At 62.0% G+C, this 18,458-nt stretch carries 18 protein-coding genes and 3 tRNA genes; 10 read left to right on the forward strand and 11 right to left on the reverse strand.

Annotation, left to right across the window (positions count from 1 at the left end; genetic code table 11):
* Positions 1-5 precede the first annotated feature (5 nt).
* The 7 genes from TRM7557_RS01520 to TRM7557_RS01550 all read left to right on the forward strand — a co-directional run bounded on the left by TRM7557_RS01520 (position 6) and on the right by TRM7557_RS01550 (position 5,267).
* Positions 6-299 (forward strand): hypothetical protein, encoded by a 294-nt coding sequence (locus TRM7557_RS01520; protein WP_058288449.1) that lies wholly within the window; start codon positions 6-8, stop codon positions 297-299.
* Between the two features lie 112 nt (positions 300-411).
* On the forward strand, positions 412-1,698 hold the full coding sequence (locus TRM7557_RS01525) for a homoserine dehydrogenase (RefSeq protein ID WP_058288450.1): 1,287 nt from the start codon (positions 412-414) through the stop codon (positions 1,696-1,698).
* A gap of 168 nt (positions 1,699-1,866) precedes the next feature.
* Positions 1,867-2,850: a class II fructose-bisphosphatase gene (gene glpX, locus TRM7557_RS01530; protein ID WP_058288451.1), complete on the forward strand. Its 984-nt coding sequence runs from the start codon at positions 1,867-1,869 to the stop codon at positions 2,848-2,850.
* Between the two features lie 108 nt (positions 2,851-2,958).
* Positions 2,959-4,701, forward strand: coding sequence for a single-stranded-DNA-specific exonuclease RecJ (gene recJ / locus TRM7557_RS01535; protein ID WP_058288452.1), 1,743 nt, complete (start codon positions 2,959-2,961; stop codon positions 4,699-4,701).
* Between the two features lie 113 nt (positions 4,702-4,814).
* Positions 4,815-4,889 (forward strand) — tRNA-Glu (locus TRM7557_RS01540).
* A 59-nt stretch (positions 4,890-4,948) separates the two neighbouring features.
* A tRNA-Glu gene (locus TRM7557_RS01545) sits at positions 4,949-5,023 on the forward strand.
* A 169-nt stretch (positions 5,024-5,192) separates the two neighbouring features.
* Positions 5,193-5,267: transfer RNA gene (locus tag TRM7557_RS01550), tRNA-Glu, on the forward strand.
* Between the two features lie 170 nt (positions 5,268-5,437).
* Here TRM7557_RS01550 and TRM7557_RS01555 read toward each other — a convergent pair.
* The 6 genes from TRM7557_RS01555 to TRM7557_RS01580 all read right to left on the reverse strand — a co-directional run bounded on the left by TRM7557_RS01555 (position 5,438) and on the right by TRM7557_RS01580 (position 12,335).
* On the reverse strand, positions 5,438-7,489 hold the full coding sequence (locus TRM7557_RS01555; RefSeq protein ID WP_058288453.1) for a molybdopterin-containing oxidoreductase family protein: 2,052 nt from the start codon (positions 7,487-7,489) through the stop codon (positions 5,438-5,440).
* A 103-nt stretch (positions 7,490-7,592) separates the two neighbouring features.
* Positions 7,593-8,645 (reverse strand): GGDEF domain-containing protein, encoded by a 1,053-nt coding sequence (locus TRM7557_RS01560; protein ID WP_058288454.1) that lies wholly within the window; start codon positions 8,643-8,645, stop codon positions 7,593-7,595.
* A complete protein-coding gene (locus TRM7557_RS01565; protein WP_058288455.1) occupies positions 8,642-9,232 on the reverse strand; it encodes a heme NO-binding domain-containing protein in 591 nt (196 codons plus the stop codon). The genes TRM7557_RS01560 and TRM7557_RS01565 overlap by 4 nt, the downstream gene beginning before the upstream one ends.
* A 352-nt stretch (positions 9,233-9,584) precedes the next feature.
* On the reverse strand, positions 9,585-11,156 hold the full coding sequence (locus tag TRM7557_RS01570) for a trimethylamine methyltransferase family protein (protein ID WP_058288456.1): 1,572 nt from the start codon (positions 11,154-11,156) through the stop codon (positions 9,585-9,587).
* A 138-nt stretch (positions 11,157-11,294) separates the two neighbouring features.
* Positions 11,295-11,999: an HAD family hydrolase gene (locus tag TRM7557_RS01575; RefSeq protein WP_058288457.1), complete on the reverse strand. Its 705-nt coding sequence runs from the start codon at positions 11,997-11,999 to the stop codon at positions 11,295-11,297.
* A 51-nt stretch (positions 12,000-12,050) separates the two neighbouring features.
* Positions 12,051-12,335, reverse strand: coding sequence for a DUF3572 domain-containing protein (locus TRM7557_RS01580; protein WP_058288458.1), 285 nt, complete (start codon positions 12,333-12,335; stop codon positions 12,051-12,053).
* A gap of 122 nt (positions 12,336-12,457) precedes the next feature.
* On the opposite strand from TRM7557_RS01580, the gene TRM7557_RS01585 reads away from it, so the two are divergent.
* Positions 12,458-13,837, forward strand: a complete 1,380-nt coding sequence (locus TRM7557_RS01585; RefSeq protein WP_058288459.1) for a diguanylate cyclase — start codon at positions 12,458-12,460, stop codon at positions 13,835-13,837.
* Positions 13,838-13,847: 10 nt separating this feature from the next.
* Here the strand turns inward: TRM7557_RS01585 and TRM7557_RS01590 are convergent, their stop codons facing one another.
* From TRM7557_RS01590 to TRM7557_RS01605, 4 genes are all read right to left on the reverse strand, one after another.
* Positions 13,848-14,426: a periplasmic heavy metal sensor gene (locus TRM7557_RS01590; protein WP_058288460.1), complete on the reverse strand. Its 579-nt coding sequence runs from the start codon at positions 14,424-14,426 to the stop codon at positions 13,848-13,850.
* Positions 14,426-14,893 (reverse strand): hypothetical protein, encoded by a 468-nt coding sequence (locus tag TRM7557_RS01595; protein ID WP_058288461.1) that lies wholly within the window; start codon positions 14,891-14,893, stop codon positions 14,426-14,428. Before TRM7557_RS01595 ends, TRM7557_RS01590 begins: the two co-directional genes overlap by 1 nt.
* On the reverse strand, positions 14,886-15,509 hold the full coding sequence (locus tag TRM7557_RS01600; protein ID WP_058288909.1) for an RNA polymerase sigma factor: 624 nt from the start codon (positions 15,507-15,509) through the stop codon (positions 14,886-14,888). The genes TRM7557_RS01595 and TRM7557_RS01600 overlap by 8 nt, the downstream gene beginning before the upstream one ends.
* A gap of 66 nt (positions 15,510-15,575) precedes the next feature.
* Positions 15,576-16,070 (reverse strand): EF-hand domain-containing protein, encoded by a 495-nt coding sequence (locus TRM7557_RS01605; RefSeq protein ID WP_058288462.1) that lies wholly within the window; start codon positions 16,068-16,070, stop codon positions 15,576-15,578.
* 282 nt (positions 16,071-16,352) lie between these two features.
* Between TRM7557_RS01605 and TRM7557_RS01610 the strand changes: the two genes are divergently transcribed.
* On the forward strand, positions 16,353-16,808 hold the full coding sequence (locus TRM7557_RS01610) for a DUF983 domain-containing protein (protein WP_058288463.1): 456 nt from the start codon (positions 16,353-16,355) through the stop codon (positions 16,806-16,808).
* The gene (locus TRM7557_RS01615) at positions 16,805-17,509 is read left to right on the forward strand and encodes an NUDIX hydrolase (RefSeq protein WP_058288464.1); all 705 of its coding nucleotides are present in this window, start codon (positions 16,805-16,807) and stop codon (positions 17,507-17,509) included. Before TRM7557_RS01610 ends, TRM7557_RS01615 begins: the two co-directional genes overlap by 4 nt.
* Positions 17,510-17,529: 20 nt before the next feature.
* Here TRM7557_RS01615 and TRM7557_RS01620 read toward each other — a convergent pair whose 3' ends face one another.
* On the reverse strand, positions 17,530-18,435 hold the full coding sequence (locus tag TRM7557_RS01620; RefSeq protein ID WP_058288465.1) for an EamA family transporter: 906 nt from the start codon (positions 18,433-18,435) through the stop codon (positions 17,530-17,532).
* Positions 18,436-18,458: the final 23 nt, after the last annotated feature.

Genomic DNA, 18,458 nt, shown 5'->3' on the forward strand with positions numbered 1-18,458 from the left:
CTGCGATGATTACCACAGTTTTGCCCGGCCCGGTCTGGGCCAAGACCACGACCCTCGGCCTTGTGCTCTTGGCTGGGCTTGGGGCCGGACTGGGCGCCTGCAGTCGCGTTCCGGAAATCGAAAGCCAGTTGTCAGACGATCTGCGCGCGCAGCCCTATCCGCAGTTGCTGCCGCTTTCGACCGCTTTGCCCGCGCAAACCCCGCCCGCTGAGGCCGCCGCCGCAGTGAACGAAGACCTCGACGCGCGCGCCCGCCGCCTAAAGGCCCGCGCCGCAGCTCTTCGGAAACGTGAACTCTGACCGCCGCGCCCAAAGCCACAGATAGCGCTCACAGTTTCATCAGTTCCGTTGCACCGACGGGGCGAACCCGTTAAGGCGTCCAAAGCTTACTTGAAGGAAAGGACCACTCGCCATGACTGAACCGCTTCGCCTCGGGATCGCAGGACTGGGCACCGTCGGCATTGGCGTGGTCAAAATTGTCCGCCGTCATGCTGCGCTGCTGGAGGCGCGCACCGGCCGCCCGGTGGTGATCACTGCCGTATCGGCCCGTGACGCCAGCAAGGACCGCGGCGTGTCGCTCGGCGATTATGCTTGGGAGACCGACCCAGTTGCCCTGGCCAAACGTGACGACGTGGATGTCTTTGTCGAGCTGATGGGCGGCCATGAAGGCCCGGCCAAACTGGCCACCGAGGCCGCGCTGGCTGCGGGCAAAGATGTGGTCACCGCCAACAAAGCGCTGCTGGCGATCCACGGCCAAGAGCTGGCCGAAACCGCCGAGGCCGCAGGCCGTGTGATCCGGTTCGAGGCCGCTGTTGCCGGTGGCATCCCGGTGATCAAATCCCTGACCGAGGGTCTGGCGGGCAATGAAATCACCCGCGTCATGGGCGTGATGAACGGCACCTGCAACTATATCCTCACCCGGATGGAAGCCACCGGTCAGGGCTATAATGTGCTGTTTGATGAATGCGCAGAGCTGGGTTATCTGGAAGCGGACCCGAATTTGGATGTGGGCGGCATTGACGCCGGTCACAAGCTGGCGCTTCTGGCGTCGATCGCTTTTGGCACCAAACCGGCCTTTGACAATGTGACGCTGGAAGGCATTCAGCGCATTGAGCTGGATGACATCCGCCACGCGGCCGACATGGGCTATCGGATCAAACTTCTGGGTGTGGCGCAGCGGTCTGCCCGCGGTCTGGAACAGCGCATGACCCCCTGCCTTGTGCCCGCGAATTCGCCGCTGGGTCAGCTGGAAGGCGGCACCAATATGGTGGTCATCGAAGGCGACTCGATTGAACAGGTGGTTCTGCGCGGCCCCGGCGCGGGCGAAGGCCCGACTGCCAGCGCGGTTCTGGGCGACATCTGCGATCTGGCCCGTGGCCTGCGCATTGCCACCTTTGGCCAGCCTGCCGCCACATTGGACGATGCGCCCGCCGCACGCACCGGCCTGCCCGCCCCCTATTATCTGCGCATGAAACTGCTGGATAAACCGGGCGCGCTGGCCAAAGTGGCCGCAGCCCTGGGTGAGGCCGGTGTCTCGGTCGACCGGATGCGCCAGTATGGCCGCGCCGATAATGCCAAGCCCGTGCTGATTGTGACCCACAAATGCACCTCTGACATGCTGGAACACGCGCTGGTTGGCCTGCGCGACACAGCGGTCCTTGAAGGCGACCCGGTCGTCCTGCGGATCGAAGAACTGTAACATTCTTGCCTTAAAAGCCGCCCTGATCCGGGCGGCTTTTTTGTTGCTGTCGGAATTTTTGACATATTGCGGTACGTTAGCGGCAACATCTGACTTCCGCCTTGCCCGCCGGCAATGGGGCGGGGTATGCGAACAACGAACCGCCTAATATTGAGATAGGATTTTGGTATGACTTCGACCACCGCCGATGCACCTTTCCACGACCGCATGCTGTCCCTGGGCCTGGCCCGGGTTGCGGAACAGGCCGCGCTGGCCTCTGCCCCGCTGATCGGGCGCGGCGACGAGAAAGCCGCTGACCAAGCGGCCGTAAACGCCATGCGCGAACAGCTGAACCTTCTGGACATCGCGGGTGTTGTGGTCATCGGGGAAGGCGAACGGGACGAGGCGCCGATGCTGTTCATCGGCGAAGAGGTCGGCACCGGCAAAGGCCCCGGCGTGGACATTGCACTGGACCCGCTGGAAGGCACCACGCTGACCGCCAAGGACATGCCCAATGCACTGACTGTCATCGCCATGGGCCCGCGCGGCTCCATGCTGCATGCGCCGGACACCTATATGGACAAGCTGGCCATTGGTCCGGGCTATGCCGAGGGTGTTGTGACCCTGGATATGTCCCCGCGTGAACGCGTTGAGGCCCTGGCCGCAGCCAAAGGCTGCACCCCTGCCGATATCACCGTATGTATCCTTGAACGTCCGCGCCATGAGGCCATGATTGCCGAAGTGCGCGAAACCGGTGCCTCGATCCGTCTGATCACCGATGGCGACGTTGCAGGCGTGATGCACTGTGCCGAATCCGAGATCACCGGCATCGACATGTACATGGGCTCTGGCGGCGCGCCCGAGGGTGTTCTGGCGGCGGCTGCACTGAAGTGCATGGGCGGCCAGATCTTTGGCCGTCTGATCTTCCGCAATGATGATGAGAAAGCCCGCGCCGCAAAAGCTGGCATCACCGATTATGACCGCGTCTATACCCGCGATGAAATGGTCACGCAGGATGTGATCTTTGCTGCCACCGGCGTCACCGGTGGGTCGCTGTTGCCGTCGATCAAACGGACGCCGGGCTGGGTGGAAACCACCACCCTGTTGATGCGGTCCAAAACCGGCTCTGTGCGGCGTATGTCCTATCGCACGCCGCTGTCGTCGCACCAGTAATCCGGGCGATCCGCTTGCGGCTGCGGCCGGAATTTGGATATTTATAAAAAGATGAAAGTGCCGGGCCCGATCGGGTCCGGCGTTTTTGCATAATGAAAGGCGAAGACAGTGAGTTTCCTAGGCGTTGAAAGCTCTCTCACGGGGCGCAAGTGGGTGGGTCCCGGCATTGATCAGGCCCGCGCCAGTGAACATATGGCGCAGGAAACCGGATTGCCGCCTGCGGTCTGCAATGTGCTGGCGCGCCGCGGCGTGCCCGCGCATGAGGCGTCCGGGTTCCTGAACCCGCAGCTGAAGGAATTGCTGCCCGATCCCCGGCGGATGAAAGACATGGAGAGGGCCGCCGCCCGCTTTCTGCAGGCGGTGGAGCGCGGCGAAAAGATCGCGGTCTTTGCCGACTATGACGTCGATGGCGGCTCTTCTGCGGCTTTGCTGCTGGTTTATCTGCGCGAAATGGGCCAGGAGGCGACGCTCTATATTCCCGATCGCATCGACGAAGGCTATGGCCCGAACGAGCCTGCCATGGCCGCGCTGGCGCGCGATCACGATCTGATTGTCTGCGTCGACTGCGGCACGCTGAGCCACGGGCCGATTGCTGCTGCCAAAGGCGCGGATGTGGTGGTGCTGGATCACCACTTGGGCGGTGAAACCCTGCCCGATTGCGTTGCGGTGGTGAACCCGAACCGGCAGGACGAAGAAGGCGACCTTGGGTACTTCTGTGCCGCGGGCGTTGTTTTCCTGATGCTGGTCGAGGTGCGCCGTCAGGCCCGTGAAAAGGGACTTGGCAATGGGCCCGACCTGATGGCGCTGCTGGATCTGGTGGCGCTGGCCACGGTGGCCGATGTCGCCCCGCTGGTGGATGCAAACCGCGCGCTGGTGCGGCAAGGGCTGAAGGTCATGGCGCGGCGCCAGCGGGCAGGCCTTGTGGCGCTGGCGGACGTGAGCCGCATGGATTCCGCGCCCTCCACCTATCACCTCGGCTTCCTTTTGGGCCCCCGTGTCAACGCAGGGGGACGGATCGGCAAGGCGGATTTGGGCGCGCGCCTCCTGGCGACGGACAATCCGCACGAGGCCGCCGCCATGGCGGAACGGCTGGATCAGCTGAACACCGAACGCCGCGACATTGAAAACGCGGTGCGCGCCGCAGCACTTGAACAGGCGGAAGAACGCGGGCTTGATGCGCCACTGGTCTGGGCGGCAGGCGAGGGCTGGCATCCCGGCGTGGTCGGCATTGTCGCCTCGCGCCTGAAAGAAGCCACCGGCCGCCCCGCCGTGGTCATCGGTCTGGACGGCGACGAGGGCAAAGGGTCGGGCCGGTCGGTCACCGGCATTGACCTTGGCGCGTCAATCCAGCGCTGCGCCTCCGAAGGTGTGCTGCTGAAAGGCGGTGGCCACAAGATGGCGGCGGGCTTGACGGTGGCGCGCGACCAGCTGGATGCGGCGATGGCACGGCTCTCTGCGCTTCTGGAAAAACAGGGGGCTGGCGATCTGGGACCGGCAGATCTGAAGATGGATGGCATGCTGATGCCGGGGGCTGCAACAGTGGACCTGATCACGCAGATCGAACAGGCGGGTCCCTTTGGCGCCGGGGCTGCGGCCCCGCGTTATGGCTTCCCGGATCTTCAGGTGCGCTTTGCCAAACGGGTGGGCGAAAGCCATCTGAAACTGTCCCTGACCGACGGTCTGGGCGGGGGGATTGATGCGATCTGCTTTGGCGCGTTTGACACGGCTCTGGGGCCTCGCCTGCTGGAGCATGGTGGCGCGCGCTTCCACTTTGCCGGGCGCCTGGAAATCAACACCTGGGGCGGCCGTCAGAGCGCGCAATTGCGGCTGGAAGACGCCGCAGAGGCCTGATCAAACGCCCTTCAACACCCGCGCGGGGCTGTGGACAAGAAAATGCGATTTGAGTGCATTTTTTCCCTTGCAGCCCCGCCGCAAAACCCATAGATACCCGCTCACGCCAACGTGGCCCGTTCGTCTATCGGTTAGGACGCCAGGTTTTCAACCTGGAAAGAGGGGTTCGATTCCCCTACGGGCTGCCACTTTCCCGCCTTCGGGTGCGACAGTTTGGCAAAACATAGCGCGCCGTCGCGCACTCAGTGGCCCGTTCGTCTATCGGTTAGGACGCCAGGTTTTCAACCTGGAAAGAGGGGTTCGATTCCCCTACGGGCTGCCACTTCTTTCCTGCCTTTAATCTGAACGCTCGCATTAACACGCTGTAATTGCATCGTTTTTTGCAAGTTTCGCATGTCGAATTACGCTGTCACAAAAAAATCGCATTGCGTGTCTTTTCCCTCTTGTGCCTTTGCAGAGGACACCGTAAAAGCCGCCTCACGCACTACAGTGGCCCGTTCGTCTATCGGTTAGGACGCCAGGTTTTCAACCTGGAAAGAGGGGTTCGATTCCCCTACGGGCTGCCACTTTGCTGAATGCAGTGCACGAGCTTTCAAGACCCTCTTTCAGAGACCCCAGCCTGGCTCCACTCACTCACGTTTGCTTGCCAGCATGATGCTCCCCTGCTGCGGCGTATTTTCGCCTGCAGCAGGGTTGAGCGCCCTTTTGCAATAGACCACCGCGCGCGGCCCGGCCCCTAGATGGGGCGCAGGTCCACAAAGGTTTCGTGATAGGCCGCACCATCGCCAATATCGGTGCGCGCGCTGGCGGCGATCAGCGCATTGACCGTCAAGCCCGTAGCAGAGCTGCGCCGCCAGGCCCCCTTGGCCACATAGAGCACGCCCGGCTGCATGGCATCAGTGATTTTGACCACCAGCTGCACCGCGCCCCGCGCATTGAACACTTCGACCTCTGCGCCATCGACCAGACCACGGGCGACCGCATCCTCGGGATGGATTTCCAGCTCTTCCGGGCCGTCCGACAGGGCGCAATTGCCAAAGGTCGCATTGATGCGCTTGTCCGAGCCGGGCGTCACCAACGTGAAAGCTGCATCCTGCGTGGGCGCAATATAGCGGGGCAGCCCGGCGCCAAAGCGCGCCTCCAGATCCGCGCTGTAAAGTTCGATTTTGCCCGACGGGGTTGCAGGGCCATGCGTGTCGCACAGGATCGCCGCACCCGCCGCGCCCAGATCCAGATGCAGCGCACCGTCCAGCGGCAGATCAGAGAGTTTGCCCCCCTCAAAACGCGGATCCGAGAGATCAAACGCCTGATCCATCAGCTCTGCATCCGTGGCGGTGAACTCTGCACCTTCAAAGCCGAAACGTGCGGCAAGGCGGCGGAAGATTTCGGTATTTGGCAGGCTTTCCCCAAGCGGCGCCATCACCGGGGCGGCGCGTTGAACATAGGTGTGCCCATAGGCGCTATAGATGTCGTCAAATTCGAAATGACTTGCCGCCGGCAGGATCACATCGCAATAGGCCATACTGTCGGTCATCACCACGTCACAGCCAACGGTAAAGACCTCTTCCTGGCTCAGCGCTTTGATCATAGCGCCCTGATCAGGATGCACGGCCACGGGATTGTGGTTGTAGATCATCACCGCCGACACCGGGATTTTGCGGTCCCGGTCCAGCATGGCGGCGGCACTGTCGAGAATATTGATAATACGGGTGTCCGGGTCGATCATGTGATCGCCCTGCAGCCGCGCGGTGGTTTTGGGCAGAAGCGCTGCGGGCTTGCCATAGACCCCTGCGCCGGGGCGGCCATGCTGGCCAAGAAGCGCATTGAGGCTCATGGCCGCGCGCAGCCCGGCCCCACCCGAGCGGCCCCGCTCAGGCCCAACCCCTGTGGCGGTGACCAATGCACGGGCGGCAACCAACCAATCGGTCAGCTGCTCCAGATCCGCCAGCGCAAGGCCGCAGATCTCAGCCGCTTTGGGCAGGTCATACTGGCGGGCATTGGCGCGGTATTCATCCGCGCCAAGGGCCCATTTTTCAAGGAAGGCCTCGTCCAGAGCGCCGCGCCGGTCCAGTTCGGCAGCCAGTGCCAGCCCCAGAACAACATCGGTGCCGGGTTTCACCTGCAGATGCAGATCCGCCTGCTCTGCGATTTTGGTGCGTTTGGGGTCGATGATCACCAGCCGCCCACCCGCCTTGCGCGCGGCATTGATGTGGCGGGTCAGATGCAGCGCAGAGACGGTGACATTGACGCCCCAGATCAGGATCAGATCGGATTGAGCCAGCTGCTCGGGCCCCATGCTGGCCGCACTGCCGAACAGGCTGGAATAAGCCATGCTGCGCACGCCCGCGCAAAGCGGCTTGCGGTCCAGACGTGACGCGCCCAGCTTGTAGAAAAACCGCCGGTCCATGGACCCGCCTGCCAGTTCCCCATGCGGCCCCGCGTAGTTCAGCGGCAGCACGGTCTGGGACCCATGCGCCGCAATCGCCCGGGTAAAGCCGTCATGGACCAGCTCCAGCGCCTCCTCCCACGAGATGCGCTCGAACTGACCGGATCCGCGCGGACCGGTGCGGCGCAGCGGGTACAGCAGACGGTCGGCGCCCTGGGTGAATTCTGCATAAGAGCGCATGACCTTTTTGCAGATTGCACCGGCGGTGAAGGGATTGGATTTCGACCCGCGTACATCTGTGATTTGACCATCGGTCAGCTCAATGTTCAGGCTACAGGTGTCGGGGCAATCCAGCGGGCAAACACTGGGGCGATGCTCAACTGTGGGCTGGCTGTCTTTCATAGCGGGCCTCTCGGGGACATGAAACTGCGCGGGACCGATCTGGCCCCTGCCCTGAAACCCTAAACCGCATTCCCGCCACGTGGCGAGAAATGCATTGTACCAATCAACCGTGACCTGTTTGCCCCAGCACCACATCGGCTGGTGGTTGGGCGCTGTCGTTTTGGACCAGCTCGGCCTCCAGCCCCTCGCGGTAGAACACATGCTGCGCCTTGCCTGCCCGTTTTGCGGCATAAAGCGCGGCATCCGCCTGATTGAGAAGCACAGCCGCATCGGGCTGCACCATGGCAGTGGACAGGGTGGTCCCGGCCGAGGCGGAAATCCGGCAAATATCCTTGCCAAAGCGAATGGGTTCTTCAATGCCTTCGATCAGGCGATTGGCAAGCCCTTCGATCCGTTCGCAGTCCATCAGCCCTTCGAAGATGAAAACAAATTCATCTCCGCCGACGCGCGCCACGGTGTCGTCTTTGCGCACACAATCAACCATCACCGCCGAGACGCGCTGCAGAACCGCGTCGCCTGCGGCGTGGCCCAACGTGTCATTGACCTGTTTGAACAGGTCAAGATCGACATGCATCAGCGCAAATTCCTTGCCCGTCGCAATCAGGCGGTCCAGCACATGATCCATCGCGCGGCGGTTCTTGAGACCGGTCAGCGTGTCTGTGAAAGCCTGTTCTTCGGCGGCGATCTTCGCGCCTTGCAGTCGCAGGTTCAGCTGACGCGAGGCCTGCATGGCAGCCGATTTCGCCTCCACCAGATAGAGCATTTCGATGGTCTGATCGGTGTGCGAGAAATCTGCGGCGGTCAGGGCAAAATCCCGCACCGCTTCGACCACAGAGATGCCAAAGGACAGGTTGATGACCGCGCCCTTACCGACCGGCAAGGGTGCCAGAACCGCTTTCATCCGCGTATGCGGTTCCTGACGCAGCTGCAGGTGCAGCTTGCTGCCAGCGGTTTTCATCAGGTCTTCGGCGGTTTCCACCCACCGCGGGCGCTGCACATCAAACAGATCCAGAAAGCTGATGCCTGCTTTCAGGCTGTCGCCCAGCACCTTTTGCATGGTCGGACCCACATTGATAATCTGCCCTTCGCCGTCGATGGCCACATGCATGGGCACCAGTTGGTCATTCATGACCCAGAAGTCATCCAAGGAGATCATAGTAGGTTCGCCCCCAGCTCGAAGGCGCGGCCTTCGGCAAATTCCGTTTCCACCACGGTAATTGCGATTTCTTCAACGCCCTCTTCGCCCAGACCTTCGTGGTCCAGCATCACAAGGCTGCCGTAATCATCGGCCATTGCGCGCAGCACGCCCATCATCACCTGAGCATAGCCCGGAATGCCGGCCTGACAGCGCAGGCGGAACTGCCCGGGCGAGGATTCATCCAGCTCCAGCCCCGGCAGGTGGAGGTCAGACACAGCAAGGCGCGCGCGATCGGGAAGATCGTCCAGCGAATGCAGAAACTCAGAGTAGTTCACACCGCCAAACCGCAACAGACGGCGCAGCGATTCCACTTCGGGGTTGGAGACAAGGAAGGTTCCCAGATCTTCGAGGATCTCTGGCAGCGGGCGCTCCAGATTGCGCTCTACTGCGGCCAGCATCTTCTGGGACTGGTCATCGGGATAGATCAACATCGCCTCGAACTCGGTAAACCCGAGACCGGCGTCATCCATAATCTCCGTCCAGCGCTCTTCCCCGTAGGTCTTGCTGACGAAGGCTTGGATTGCTCTGTTGATCAAACCGTGCATGAAGCTGCCCTTGCGTTCTATTCTTTACACTTTTGACTCGTCGATCTTAACAAAGAGCCAATATCTAAAATTACGGCTGTTTTATTGTCGCATAAGGGGAAAGCCGGCCCCTTTTTACCCATCCGCACGCGGACTTAGCCATATTTACCTGAATACAGGCTGACCCATTTGAGCGTAAAATCAACGCACAACACAACCCTGAATAGAATTTAACATTTACCTTTCCCACCCCTCAGGCCGCGCGCACTATAAAACGCACAAAAAAAGGAGCCAACCACGGAATGGTCGGCTCCTTTAAAATAAGCTGATTGCCGCCAGAATCTGGCTTTAATCTGAAATCACGCGTGTCCGATCAGAAATCGGTCGGCGCGCCGCCTTCGGCTTTGCGGCGTTCGACGAACTCTGCCAGCTCCTGACGGATGGCCTCATCCATTGGCGGCGCTTCAAAATCCGCGAGGATTTCTTTGAACTTCTTATGCGCGCGCTCTGCGGTCCAGACGCCACCGGCCTGTTCAAAGGCCTCAAAGTTGCGCCAGTCGCTGAGGAAGGGCTGGTAGAAGGCCGTGGTATAGCGGTCCTGCGTGTGCTGGATACCGAAGAAGTGGCCGTCGCCGCCGACCTCGCGGATCGCGTCCAGCGCGATCTCATCGGGGCCGGTCGCGTTTACCGAAGGGTCCATATAGCGCTGGATCATCTGCAGCACTTCACAGTCCATAATGAACTTCTCAGGGCTGGCGATCAGCCCCCCTTCGAGCCAACCTGCCGCGTGGTAGACCATATTGGTGCCCGACTGCACCGCAGACCAGAGCGAGTTCGAGGTCTCCCACATGGCCTGACCGTCCGGTACGTTTGCCGCGCAGACGCCAGAGGCGCGCATGGGCAGACCATAGAACCGCGCCATCTGACCGGTCATCTGGGTCGATCGCATGTATTCAGGCGTGCCAAAGGCAGGCGCGCCGGATTTCATGTCGACATTCGAAGTAAAGGTGCCAATGCCGACATGACAGCCCGGCACCACATATTGGAACAGGGCCACCGCACAAAGCGATTCCGCCAAGGACTGCGCCACGGCCCCAGCCATTGTCACCGGTGCCATCGCGCCCGCCAGCGTAAACGGGGTCACGATCACGCCCTGCCCCCGACGGATCAGACGCAGGGAACCATCGATCATCGGCTCGTCATGCTTCAGCGGCGAGGTCGAGTTGATGTTGGTGTACATCCGCGGCGTGGCTTCGAACTCTTCATGAGTCAGGCCCCCGGCAATGCGGACCATCTCCATCACATCCTCGACGCGCTCTTTGCCCAGGCTATAGGCGTGCATCGCCTTGTCCGTGAGTGTCAGCTTGTCATAGAGCACGTCGAGGTGACGGACGGAGGCGTGGATGTCCACGGGTTCCACCGGATAGCCGCCAGCAAAGTGGATGCAGTTGAAATATTGCGTCAGTTTCAGAAGGTTCTGGCACTGTTCACGGGTGCCTGCGGTTTTCTTGTTCTGCTCCAGATCCCAGTAGTTGGGCGGGGAAGACACATTGCCGAACAGCATGGTCTTGCCACCAATGGTGATCGTTTTGTCCGGGTTGCGGGGCGTGATGGTCCATTCGGACGGGGCCTTTGCCACCATCTCCATGACAAAGTCGCGGTCCATCTTGACCAGATCGCCTTCGACTTTGACGCCCGCTTCTTTGAAGATCGCCAGCGCTTCTTCGTTGTAGAACTGGATGCCGATCTCTTCGAGGATGCGCATGGCACCATCGTGAATGGCCTGCACACCCTCTTCGGTCAGCGGTTCAATGGGCCGGTCAATATTGATCGGCGGGTTCCATGGCATCTGCTCCAGTGCTGCACTGCCGCGTCGGGCTGCTGCTCCGGCTCTGCCGCCACCACGCCGTCTGCGCCCGCCTGTCGCTCCGCCTGTCTCCGCCATGATTCCCTCTGCCTTTCTGGGTGCATTTCGATGCCCTCCAGAGTCTCAGGTCAGACCGCCCGGCTCCTTTCCGTTCCCGACATATTCGGTCGTAATTTTGTCGTTAGATGACGCAAATGCTGCTGCTCAGACCTGTGACTACTCCGCAAGCCAGGCAGGGATATGGCCGATATCCGGCAGCACGACATCGGCAAAAGGCGCAAGCTGTTCAGGGCCGGCCATGCCTGTCAGAACACCAATTGTGACCATGCCAGCAGCCCGTCCGGCCTGTAGATCGTGCAGGCTGTCGCCGACCATGGCCACATGCGCAGGCGGCAGCGTCATTGCGGTGGCAAAGGCCAAAAGGGGGTCCGGCGCGGGCTTTGCCCCATAGCCGCTGTCACAGCAGATCACCTTGTCAAAGTGGTCAAACACACCGGAGCGCTCCAGATGTCTGCGCGTGGAATGGGTGCCGTCATTGGTCATCACCCCCAGCCGCAGCCCTTGGGTGCGCAACCCATCAAGGAAGGGCGGCAGCGGCACCGCCTCGGCCAGGTCCGCTTCGGCCGAGGTCTGATGCAGATAGGCCTCAAGACTGGCGGCTGAATAGGCAGGCAAATGCGCAACCAGCACCTCAGCGATTTCGGCCGTGGTGCCCGCGATCGCAATACTGCCCGGCAGGAAGGCTTTTTGATCGAGGTCATAGTCAATGGCGGCGGCCAGACGTTCCAGCAGCGCAGCGTTGTCACCGGCGAGATCCGCAAGCAGGCCCGCAGACCAGTTGTTCCATGTTCGGGCAAAATCAAAAAGCGTGCCGTCTTTGTCAAACAGCAGCCCTTCAATGGGCGTAAGCGCGCGGGTCATAAAATGTCCTTACAGGTTAATTCCATTGTCCGCGCGCCTGTGCCCACAAGGTCAGGTCCAATGCATCTGCTGACCACCGGGCAAGGCCGCGCGGGCCTCTGCCAGTCTCTCATAAGGCAGGGTCTCGGATTCGCAAAACCCCATGACCCAAGCATCGTCCATGAGCAGAAAATCGAGCACGGCGCCAAGAAAATCAGGGTCCTGTGCGCGGTCGCGCAGGTCCGAGAGGCTTGCCCCGGACGCACCAAGGAACACCGGCAGCAGCTCTTCATTGGCAGCAAGCCAGCCGAGCGCTTTGATCCCCAGCACTTCGGCCTGATCGGCGGAAAATGGCATTTCTGTCCCCTTCTCGACAAATTTAAGCGCCTTTGACTTAACCCCGAAAGGGTTTCTTAACCAGTCCTACGCAAGGATGAACGTGACAAAGACGACAACCACAGCCGCAAGAGGGGCGATAGGTGCAGGGTACGATTTTGGTCATCGATGGGGCCGCCACCGGGCGGATGGCACTGAAGGCGCAGCTGACGGCTGCGTGTTTCCGCGTGGTTCAGGCGGACAGCATTGCCATGGCCGTGAAACAGGGGCTGGCGCAACGCCCGGACCTGATCCTCAGCGCCTGTTCCCTGCCCGATGGGTCGGTCGAACGGGCAAAAACCGCCTTCCTGCGCCATCACCGTCTGGCCGAAGTGCCGATGATTGCCCTTGGCGCGGCCGACCGGTTGACCCTGCTGGAAGCCGGAATTGATGAGGTGCTGCCGCTGCCCTTGGACGAGGTCATGCTGCAGGCCCGCATTCGCAGCCTCTTGCGCCGCGATGGTCTGGCGGATGCGCTTGAGCTGGACAATCAGGGGCTGACCCTGCCTCGCCGTGCAAACGCCGGTCTGGCCGAACCCAGTGGCGCGATTGCGCTGGTGACCGCGGATCTGCAGCTGGCGCAGAAATGGAAGACCCGCCTGTCTGCGCGCCTGTACCATGGGTTTCAGGCGTTTCAGATTGGCGCAATCCAGCCGCTGATGGCCGAACCCGTGCCCGAGGTCATTGTGATTGAGGTCAACCAGCACAGCGCCGGTGCCGCCCTGCGGCTTTTGGCAGATCTGCGCGCCCGTGCCAGCACCCGTGGGTCCGTGGTGATTGCAGTGCCGAATGCCGACACCCCGGCGGCCCTGCAGGACCTTGCCGCCGAAGCGCTGGACCGGGGCGCCCATGATGTGCTGCCTGCCGGGTTTGACAGCCATGAGCTTGGCCTGCGGATTTCAGCCCAGCTGGCGCACAAACGCCGGGCCGACCAGCTGCGCAGTTCCCTGCGCGATGGGCTGCGCGCGGCGATGGAAGACCCGCTGACCGGCCTGAAAAACCGCCGCTTTGCCACGCCGTTCCTCGACCAGCTGGCACAAAACGCCGACGCGCAGGCCAATCCTTTTGCGGTGCTTGTCGCCGATCTGGATCACTTTAAGGCGGTAAATGACCAATACGGTCACCCGGTCGGAGATGCGGTTCTGGTCGAAGCCGCCCGCCGACTGAAGGCCTGCCTCCGGGCCAGTGATCTGCTGGCGCGGGTTGGCGGCGAGGAATTTATGGCGGTGCTGCCCCGCACGTCCGCTGGCGCGGCGTCAGAGATGGCGGCGCAGCTTTGTGCGGCGATCCATGCGCAGCCGTTCTGCGTCAATGGCAAGACGCTGTCGGTCACGGTCTCAATCGGCCTGACCCTTGGCGGCGGCACCCGCCCCACACGCGACCGCCAGACACTGGTGGCCGAAGCCGATCAGGCGCTTTATGCGGCCAAAGCAGGCGGGCGGAACCGGGTCGAGATCTTCTCGGGCATTCCGGCTGCCGCCTGAAGTCTGGCCCCTAGTGGTCCACCCGATCGACCACCGGCAGCCGGTTGCGGTCTTCTTTGCTGTTCTGTCGCTTGCGGCGATCCAGCCGTTCGATCATGCGGGCAACAAAGGCTTTGCGTTCCTCTGGGCTCATACCTTGCAGGTGAGCGATCCAGGTGTCGACCATCCGGGTTTCCAGAGCCTCGCGGGACAGGTTCTGCGCGGCCAGTTCGCTGCGCAGCACGTCCAGATCAAAGCTGTCCGCCCCAATGATGGCAAGCAACCGCTCCACCTCTTGGCGTCGTTTCTTGAACACGCTGCCAACCTCGCCTTCGGCCATGCGGCGCAGCGCGCGCCGCTCCGAACGGTCCAGATCCCGGAACACCATTCCGCCAATCATCATCGCGGCCTGTGGCGGCGGCGGTCGGTTGCGTGGACCTTTGGGATCGGTTTGCGCCCGCAGCATGGCCCCTGCGACAAGACCCGCAAACAGCAGGTTCCCCGACAGCGAAAGACACAGCAACAGCCGCAGCCACAGGGACATGCGCTTGGGCCTGTCCTTTGGACGTCCGCCGTTTTCATGGGGGAATTGATGGGTTGGATCGGTCATTACCACTCCTCTCCCGCTGCCGTCTCCTGAAAGACTATTGCCAGATCAAAGCCCTCAAACGCGGCGGCATCCGCATTGGCTGACGCCGCACCGGGCGACAGGTTCGCGGTCATCGCCTCAAGCGCTGCGGGCGGCGCAATGCCAAGCCAGAGCCCGACAATGCCGGCAAAGACCGCCCCGCCGGCGCTGCCGCCCAATGCCATCCAGCCGCCATATGCATCCGCAAGCTCTGCCAGCAGCCCCTGTTTGGCGGGCGTTGGCGCAGGCGCATAGGTGGGGGGCGGCATATGGGCCAGCGCATCGGCCAGAAGACCCTGCTGAAAGGCCTGCGTCATCTGGGGCGGTTGCATCTGCGCCTCGGAAAACAGCGCCTCCAGCGCCATATCCGCGTCGCGATCCAGCCCAATGTCAGAGCCAGTTTCAGGACCGGACGCACGCCCGGATTTGAAAGTGTTCTGATCAGCCATCGTGATACCCCAGTTCTGCTTTGCGCGTCACCAAAAGCTTGGCCAGCGCCCGTTTACCCCGCGCGGTCAGGCTTTCGACAGCCTCCACGCTAACATCCAAAATCTCGGCAATCTCTGGATTGCCCAACCCTTCGATATGGCGAAGGACCACAGCCCGGCGCTGCCGTTCTGGCAACTGCATCAGAGCCGCCTGCAGCGCCTCTTGTCTGGCGCCGTCCTGCATCATGTCAGCCGCGCTGCGGCTGTCGTCTGCAGGTTCCGGGATGGCGTCCAGATCCACAGATCCGCCACGCCGACGCCGTTTCACATCAATCGACAGGTTCATGACGACCCGGTATAGCCAGGTCGAGACCTTGGCTTTGCCCTTGGTGTCGTCGCCGTCTTCCTCCGCACTGGCACGGTCCCAATCAGGGGCCGCTTTCCACAACCGCAACAGCGCTTCCTGCGCAACATCTTCGGCTTCGGCCCGATCGCCAAGCACCCGAAACGCCACACCAAATGCTTTGGGACCAAGACGTTGCGTCAGTTCACTGGCCGCCGCCGCATCCCCTTGCGCATAGCGCAGCAACAGCTCCGCATCCGGGTCTGGCCGGGGGCGCTCTGTGGCCGGAGCCACGGTGGAGCGCGCATCTGGCGCGCGCCCCCGGGAGAAGGTTTTGCGGAACAACAGTCGGACGGTCGGTTAGCCTTCGTCGCGTCCGCCGTCAGTGCCGTTACTGCGGTGATGTTTCATGCGTTTTTCCATCTTTGCCCGAGCCGCCTCGAATTCTTCTGCGGAAATAGAACCGTTGCCATCCTGGTCAACACGCTGGAACATTTTGTTGCCTTTACGTGTCTTAGCCATTTCTTCGGCACTGAGCGCACCATCGCCATCGGTGTCAAGCCGTTCGATCATTCGCGCGCTGCGCTTGGAGAGTTTCTCCGCCATTTTGGCAGACCGATGCGCCTCCAGCTCCTCTGCGGTCAGCTTGCCGTCGCCGTTGCTGTCCATGGTGGCAAAACGCGCTGCGCGATGGGCTGTCAGCTCTGCCTCTGTGAGGGCGCCATCGCCGTTTGTGTCCAGGTCTTCAAAGCTCGGCATCATGCGTGCGCCAGCGCCGGGCTTTGCGGTGCCTGCCTGCGCCACCAGCCCAACGGAGATGGCAATAATTGCGGTAATCAGAGTCTTGTTGGTCATCGGTTCTGATCCTCTCTCAGTGATCTTCGATCGCGGCGGCCTGTTCTTGGCTGCCGATACAAGTCTCACGCCGCAGGTTGCGCATTCCGTCGCGGTTTATTGAAAACTGGAGCAAATTTTTACAAAGCCTTGTTTTTTCAAGGACCTCTGGGGGCAGGTCGTGTCATCTGGCCGCAGCCCCTTGCAGACGCTTGGTTGCGACGCCCAGATATGGGACAACCCAAAGGCATCACCGTCTGTGGCTGGCCGTTCCGGCGCAGGCGCCCCGCAGGAGAAACCCCAATGACCGACATCCCTCAGGTGGCAGATCAGCCCGCACAGGTCTCATCGCTTCCGGCAGACCGCCCCGTCAAACCCGCGCTGTGGAAAGGCTGGCGCCGTCGCTGCCCCAGCTGCGGCGAAGGCGCGATGTTTGATGGCTACCTTAAAGTACGCGACACCTGCGACCATTGCGGCGAAGACCTGAGCCCGCAAAAGGCAGACGACGGCCCGGCCTATCTGACCATTCTGGTTGTCGGGCATATTATGGCACCGATCCTGCATGTGGTGGCCTTTGAGTGGCGCCCGGACCCGTGGGTCACGGCGACGGTGTTTTCCATCGGCTGTGTGGCATCGTCTTTGTATCTGTTGCCGCGCATCAAAGGTGGAATTGTGGCTTACCAATGGGCCAAGCGCATGTATGGTTTTGATGACCGCGCCAAGGCGCTCAGACAAACCGCTCAGAAAGACACGGAATGACGTCAGCTGACATCCGCCCGGAGGTCCGAAACGCCGCAACGGTCATTGCGCTGCGGGACCGCCACTCAGACAGCCCCAAGGTTCTGATGGGACAGCGCGGGGCACGGGCGGCGTTTATGCCGAATAAATTTGTCTTTCCCGGCGGAGCAGTGGATGTCGAAGACGCCACGGTGCCGCTGGCTGCCCCCCTGCCCGCCCCGTGCCGTGCGCAATTGGCGGTCGAGGCACCAGCAGGTCTGGACCACGCGCTGGCGGTGGCTGCCGTGCGCGAACTCTGGGAAGAAACCGGCCTGCGCCTTGGTCAGCCCGGCGCGTGGCAGACCCCGGTGCCCGGCGACTGGGCAGGGTTCGCCACTGCCGATCTGCTGCCGGATGCCAGCGCGTTGCAGTTTGTCTTTCGCGCCATTACCCCGCCGGGGCGCCCGCGCCGCTTTGATGCGCGGTTCTTTTTGCTGGATGCGGTCGCGCTGCACGGCGATCTGGATGACTTCTCGCAGGCCTCAGACGAGCTGTCCCATCTTCAGTGGATCCCCCTGAGCGAGGTGCGCCAGTTCGACCTGCCCTTTATCACCGAGGTGGTTCTGGCCGAGGTCACCGCGCGCCTGACGGACACAGCGCCTCCAGACAGCATTCCCTTCTTCCGCAATGATGACGAAGAAAGCCTGTTCCTGCGTCTGCACGGGCGGCCATTGGATGACTAGATCGCCCGCTGGATCGCCCGCTAGATCGCCAAGACCAGCCCCACGATCGACAGCATCAACAGCGACATGCCCAAGAGTTCGCGGCGGCTGACCGTTTCACGGAAAAACAGCACTGACGCCAGCAGCGACAAGAGCAGTTCCACCTGCCCCAGCGCTTTGACATAGGCGGCGTTCTGCAGCGTGAAGGCCCAGAACCAGCAGTAAGACCCGCCCATGCTGGTGATCCCGACCCAGAACGCGACGCGACGGGCTGCCCAGACGCGGGCAATCTCGCCCCGGTCGCGCCACAACAGCCAGGCCATCATCATCGCCACCTGCAGAGTGACCACCACCGCCAGCGTCACGCCCGCGCGCATTGGCGCATCCATCTGCGCAAGCTCCAGCGAGGCGGCGCGGTAGAAGGTGGCCGAGAAGGCAAACAAGACGCCAGACCCGAGCCCAAGACGTGCCGCGCGATTGGTCAAATGCTGCCACCACGGCCCCGCGTCTGCCTTGGCCTGTTTTGACAGCACAAGAACCGCTGCAAGGCCCATGCAGATCGCCCCCCAGCCTAGGGTGCTGATCTGGTCCCCCAGCACCACCAAGCCCACCAACGCGGTCTGGATGACCTCGGTCTTTTTAAAGGTGATCCCCACGGCGAAATTGCGCGCTTTGAATAGGGCCACCACACAGATGGTGGCGAGGATCTGGCTTGCCCCGCCAATCACCGCATAGAGAAAGAACCAAGCGCCCAGCGCCGGGAAGCTGTCTCCGGTGAGGGAAAGATAGGCCCAGAGCGCCGCCCAGATCAGCGGCGCAGAATAAAGAAAGCGCGACAGCGTCGCCCCGGCGGGCGTCAGGGTGACCGACGCCAGAACCTTCTGCAACATAAAGCGAATGGTCTGAAAACTGGCAGCTGCCAGCGTCACAGGGATCCAGATGGGCATGGAGGGGGCTTTCAAACGATGCC

Origin of the sequence: Tritonibacter multivorans (assembly GCF_001458415.1) — a bacterium.
GTDB classification, from domain to species: Bacteria; Pseudomonadota; Alphaproteobacteria; order Rhodobacterales; family Rhodobacteraceae; genus Epibacterium; species Epibacterium multivorans.

Excerpts from the sequence above, each read along its gene's own strand:
- TRM7557_RS01520 (WP_058288449.1), top strand. The coding sequence starts at position 6 with ATGATTACCACAGTTTTGCCCGGCCCGGTCTGGGCCAAGACCACGACC.
- TRM7557_RS01525 (WP_058288450.1), top strand. The coding sequence starts at position 412 with ATGACTGAACCGCTTCGCCTCGGGATCGCAGGACTGGGCACCGTCGGC.
- glpX (WP_058288451.1), top strand. The coding sequence starts at position 1,867 with ATGACTTCGACCACCGCCGATGCACCTTTCCACGACCGCATGCTGTCC.
- TRM7557_RS01555 (WP_058288453.1), bottom strand. The coding sequence starts at position 7,489 with ATGAAAGACAGCCAGCCCACAGTTGAGCATCGCCCCAGTGTTTGCCCG.
- TRM7557_RS01560 (WP_058288454.1), bottom strand. The coding sequence starts at position 8,645 with ATGATCTCCTTGGATGACTTCTGGGTCATGAATGACCAACTGGTGCCC.
- TRM7557_RS01565 (WP_058288455.1), bottom strand. The coding sequence starts at position 9,232 with ATGCACGGTTTGATCAACAGAGCAATCCAAGCCTTCGTCAGCAAGACC.
- TRM7557_RS01570 (WP_058288456.1), bottom strand. The coding sequence starts at position 11,156 with ATGGCGGAGACAGGCGGAGCGACAGGCGGGCGCAGACGGCGTGGTGGC.
- TRM7557_RS01575 (WP_058288457.1), bottom strand. The coding sequence starts at position 11,999 with ATGACCCGCGCGCTTACGCCCATTGAAGGGCTGCTGTTTGACAAAGAC.
- TRM7557_RS01580 (WP_058288458.1), bottom strand. The coding sequence starts at position 12,335 with ATGCCATTTTCCGCCGATCAGGCCGAAGTGCTGGGGATCAAAGCGCTC.
- TRM7557_RS01590 (WP_058288460.1), bottom strand. The coding sequence starts at position 14,426 with ATGACCGATCCAACCCATCAATTCCCCCATGAAAACGGCGGACGTCCA.
- TRM7557_RS01595 (WP_058288461.1), bottom strand. The coding sequence starts at position 14,893 with ATGGCTGATCAGAACACTTTCAAATCCGGGCGTGCGTCCGGTCCTGAA.
- TRM7557_RS01605 (WP_058288462.1), bottom strand. The coding sequence starts at position 16,070 with ATGACCAACAAGACTCTGATTACCGCAATTATTGCCATCTCCGTTGGG.
- TRM7557_RS01610 (WP_058288463.1), top strand. The coding sequence starts at position 16,353 with ATGACCGACATCCCTCAGGTGGCAGATCAGCCCGCACAGGTCTCATCG.
- TRM7557_RS01615 (WP_058288464.1), top strand. The coding sequence starts at position 16,805 with ATGACGTCAGCTGACATCCGCCCGGAGGTCCGAAACGCCGCAACGGTC.
- TRM7557_RS01620 (WP_058288465.1), bottom strand. The coding sequence starts at position 18,435 with ATGCCCATCTGGATCCCTGTGACGCTGGCAGCTGCCAGTTTTCAGACC.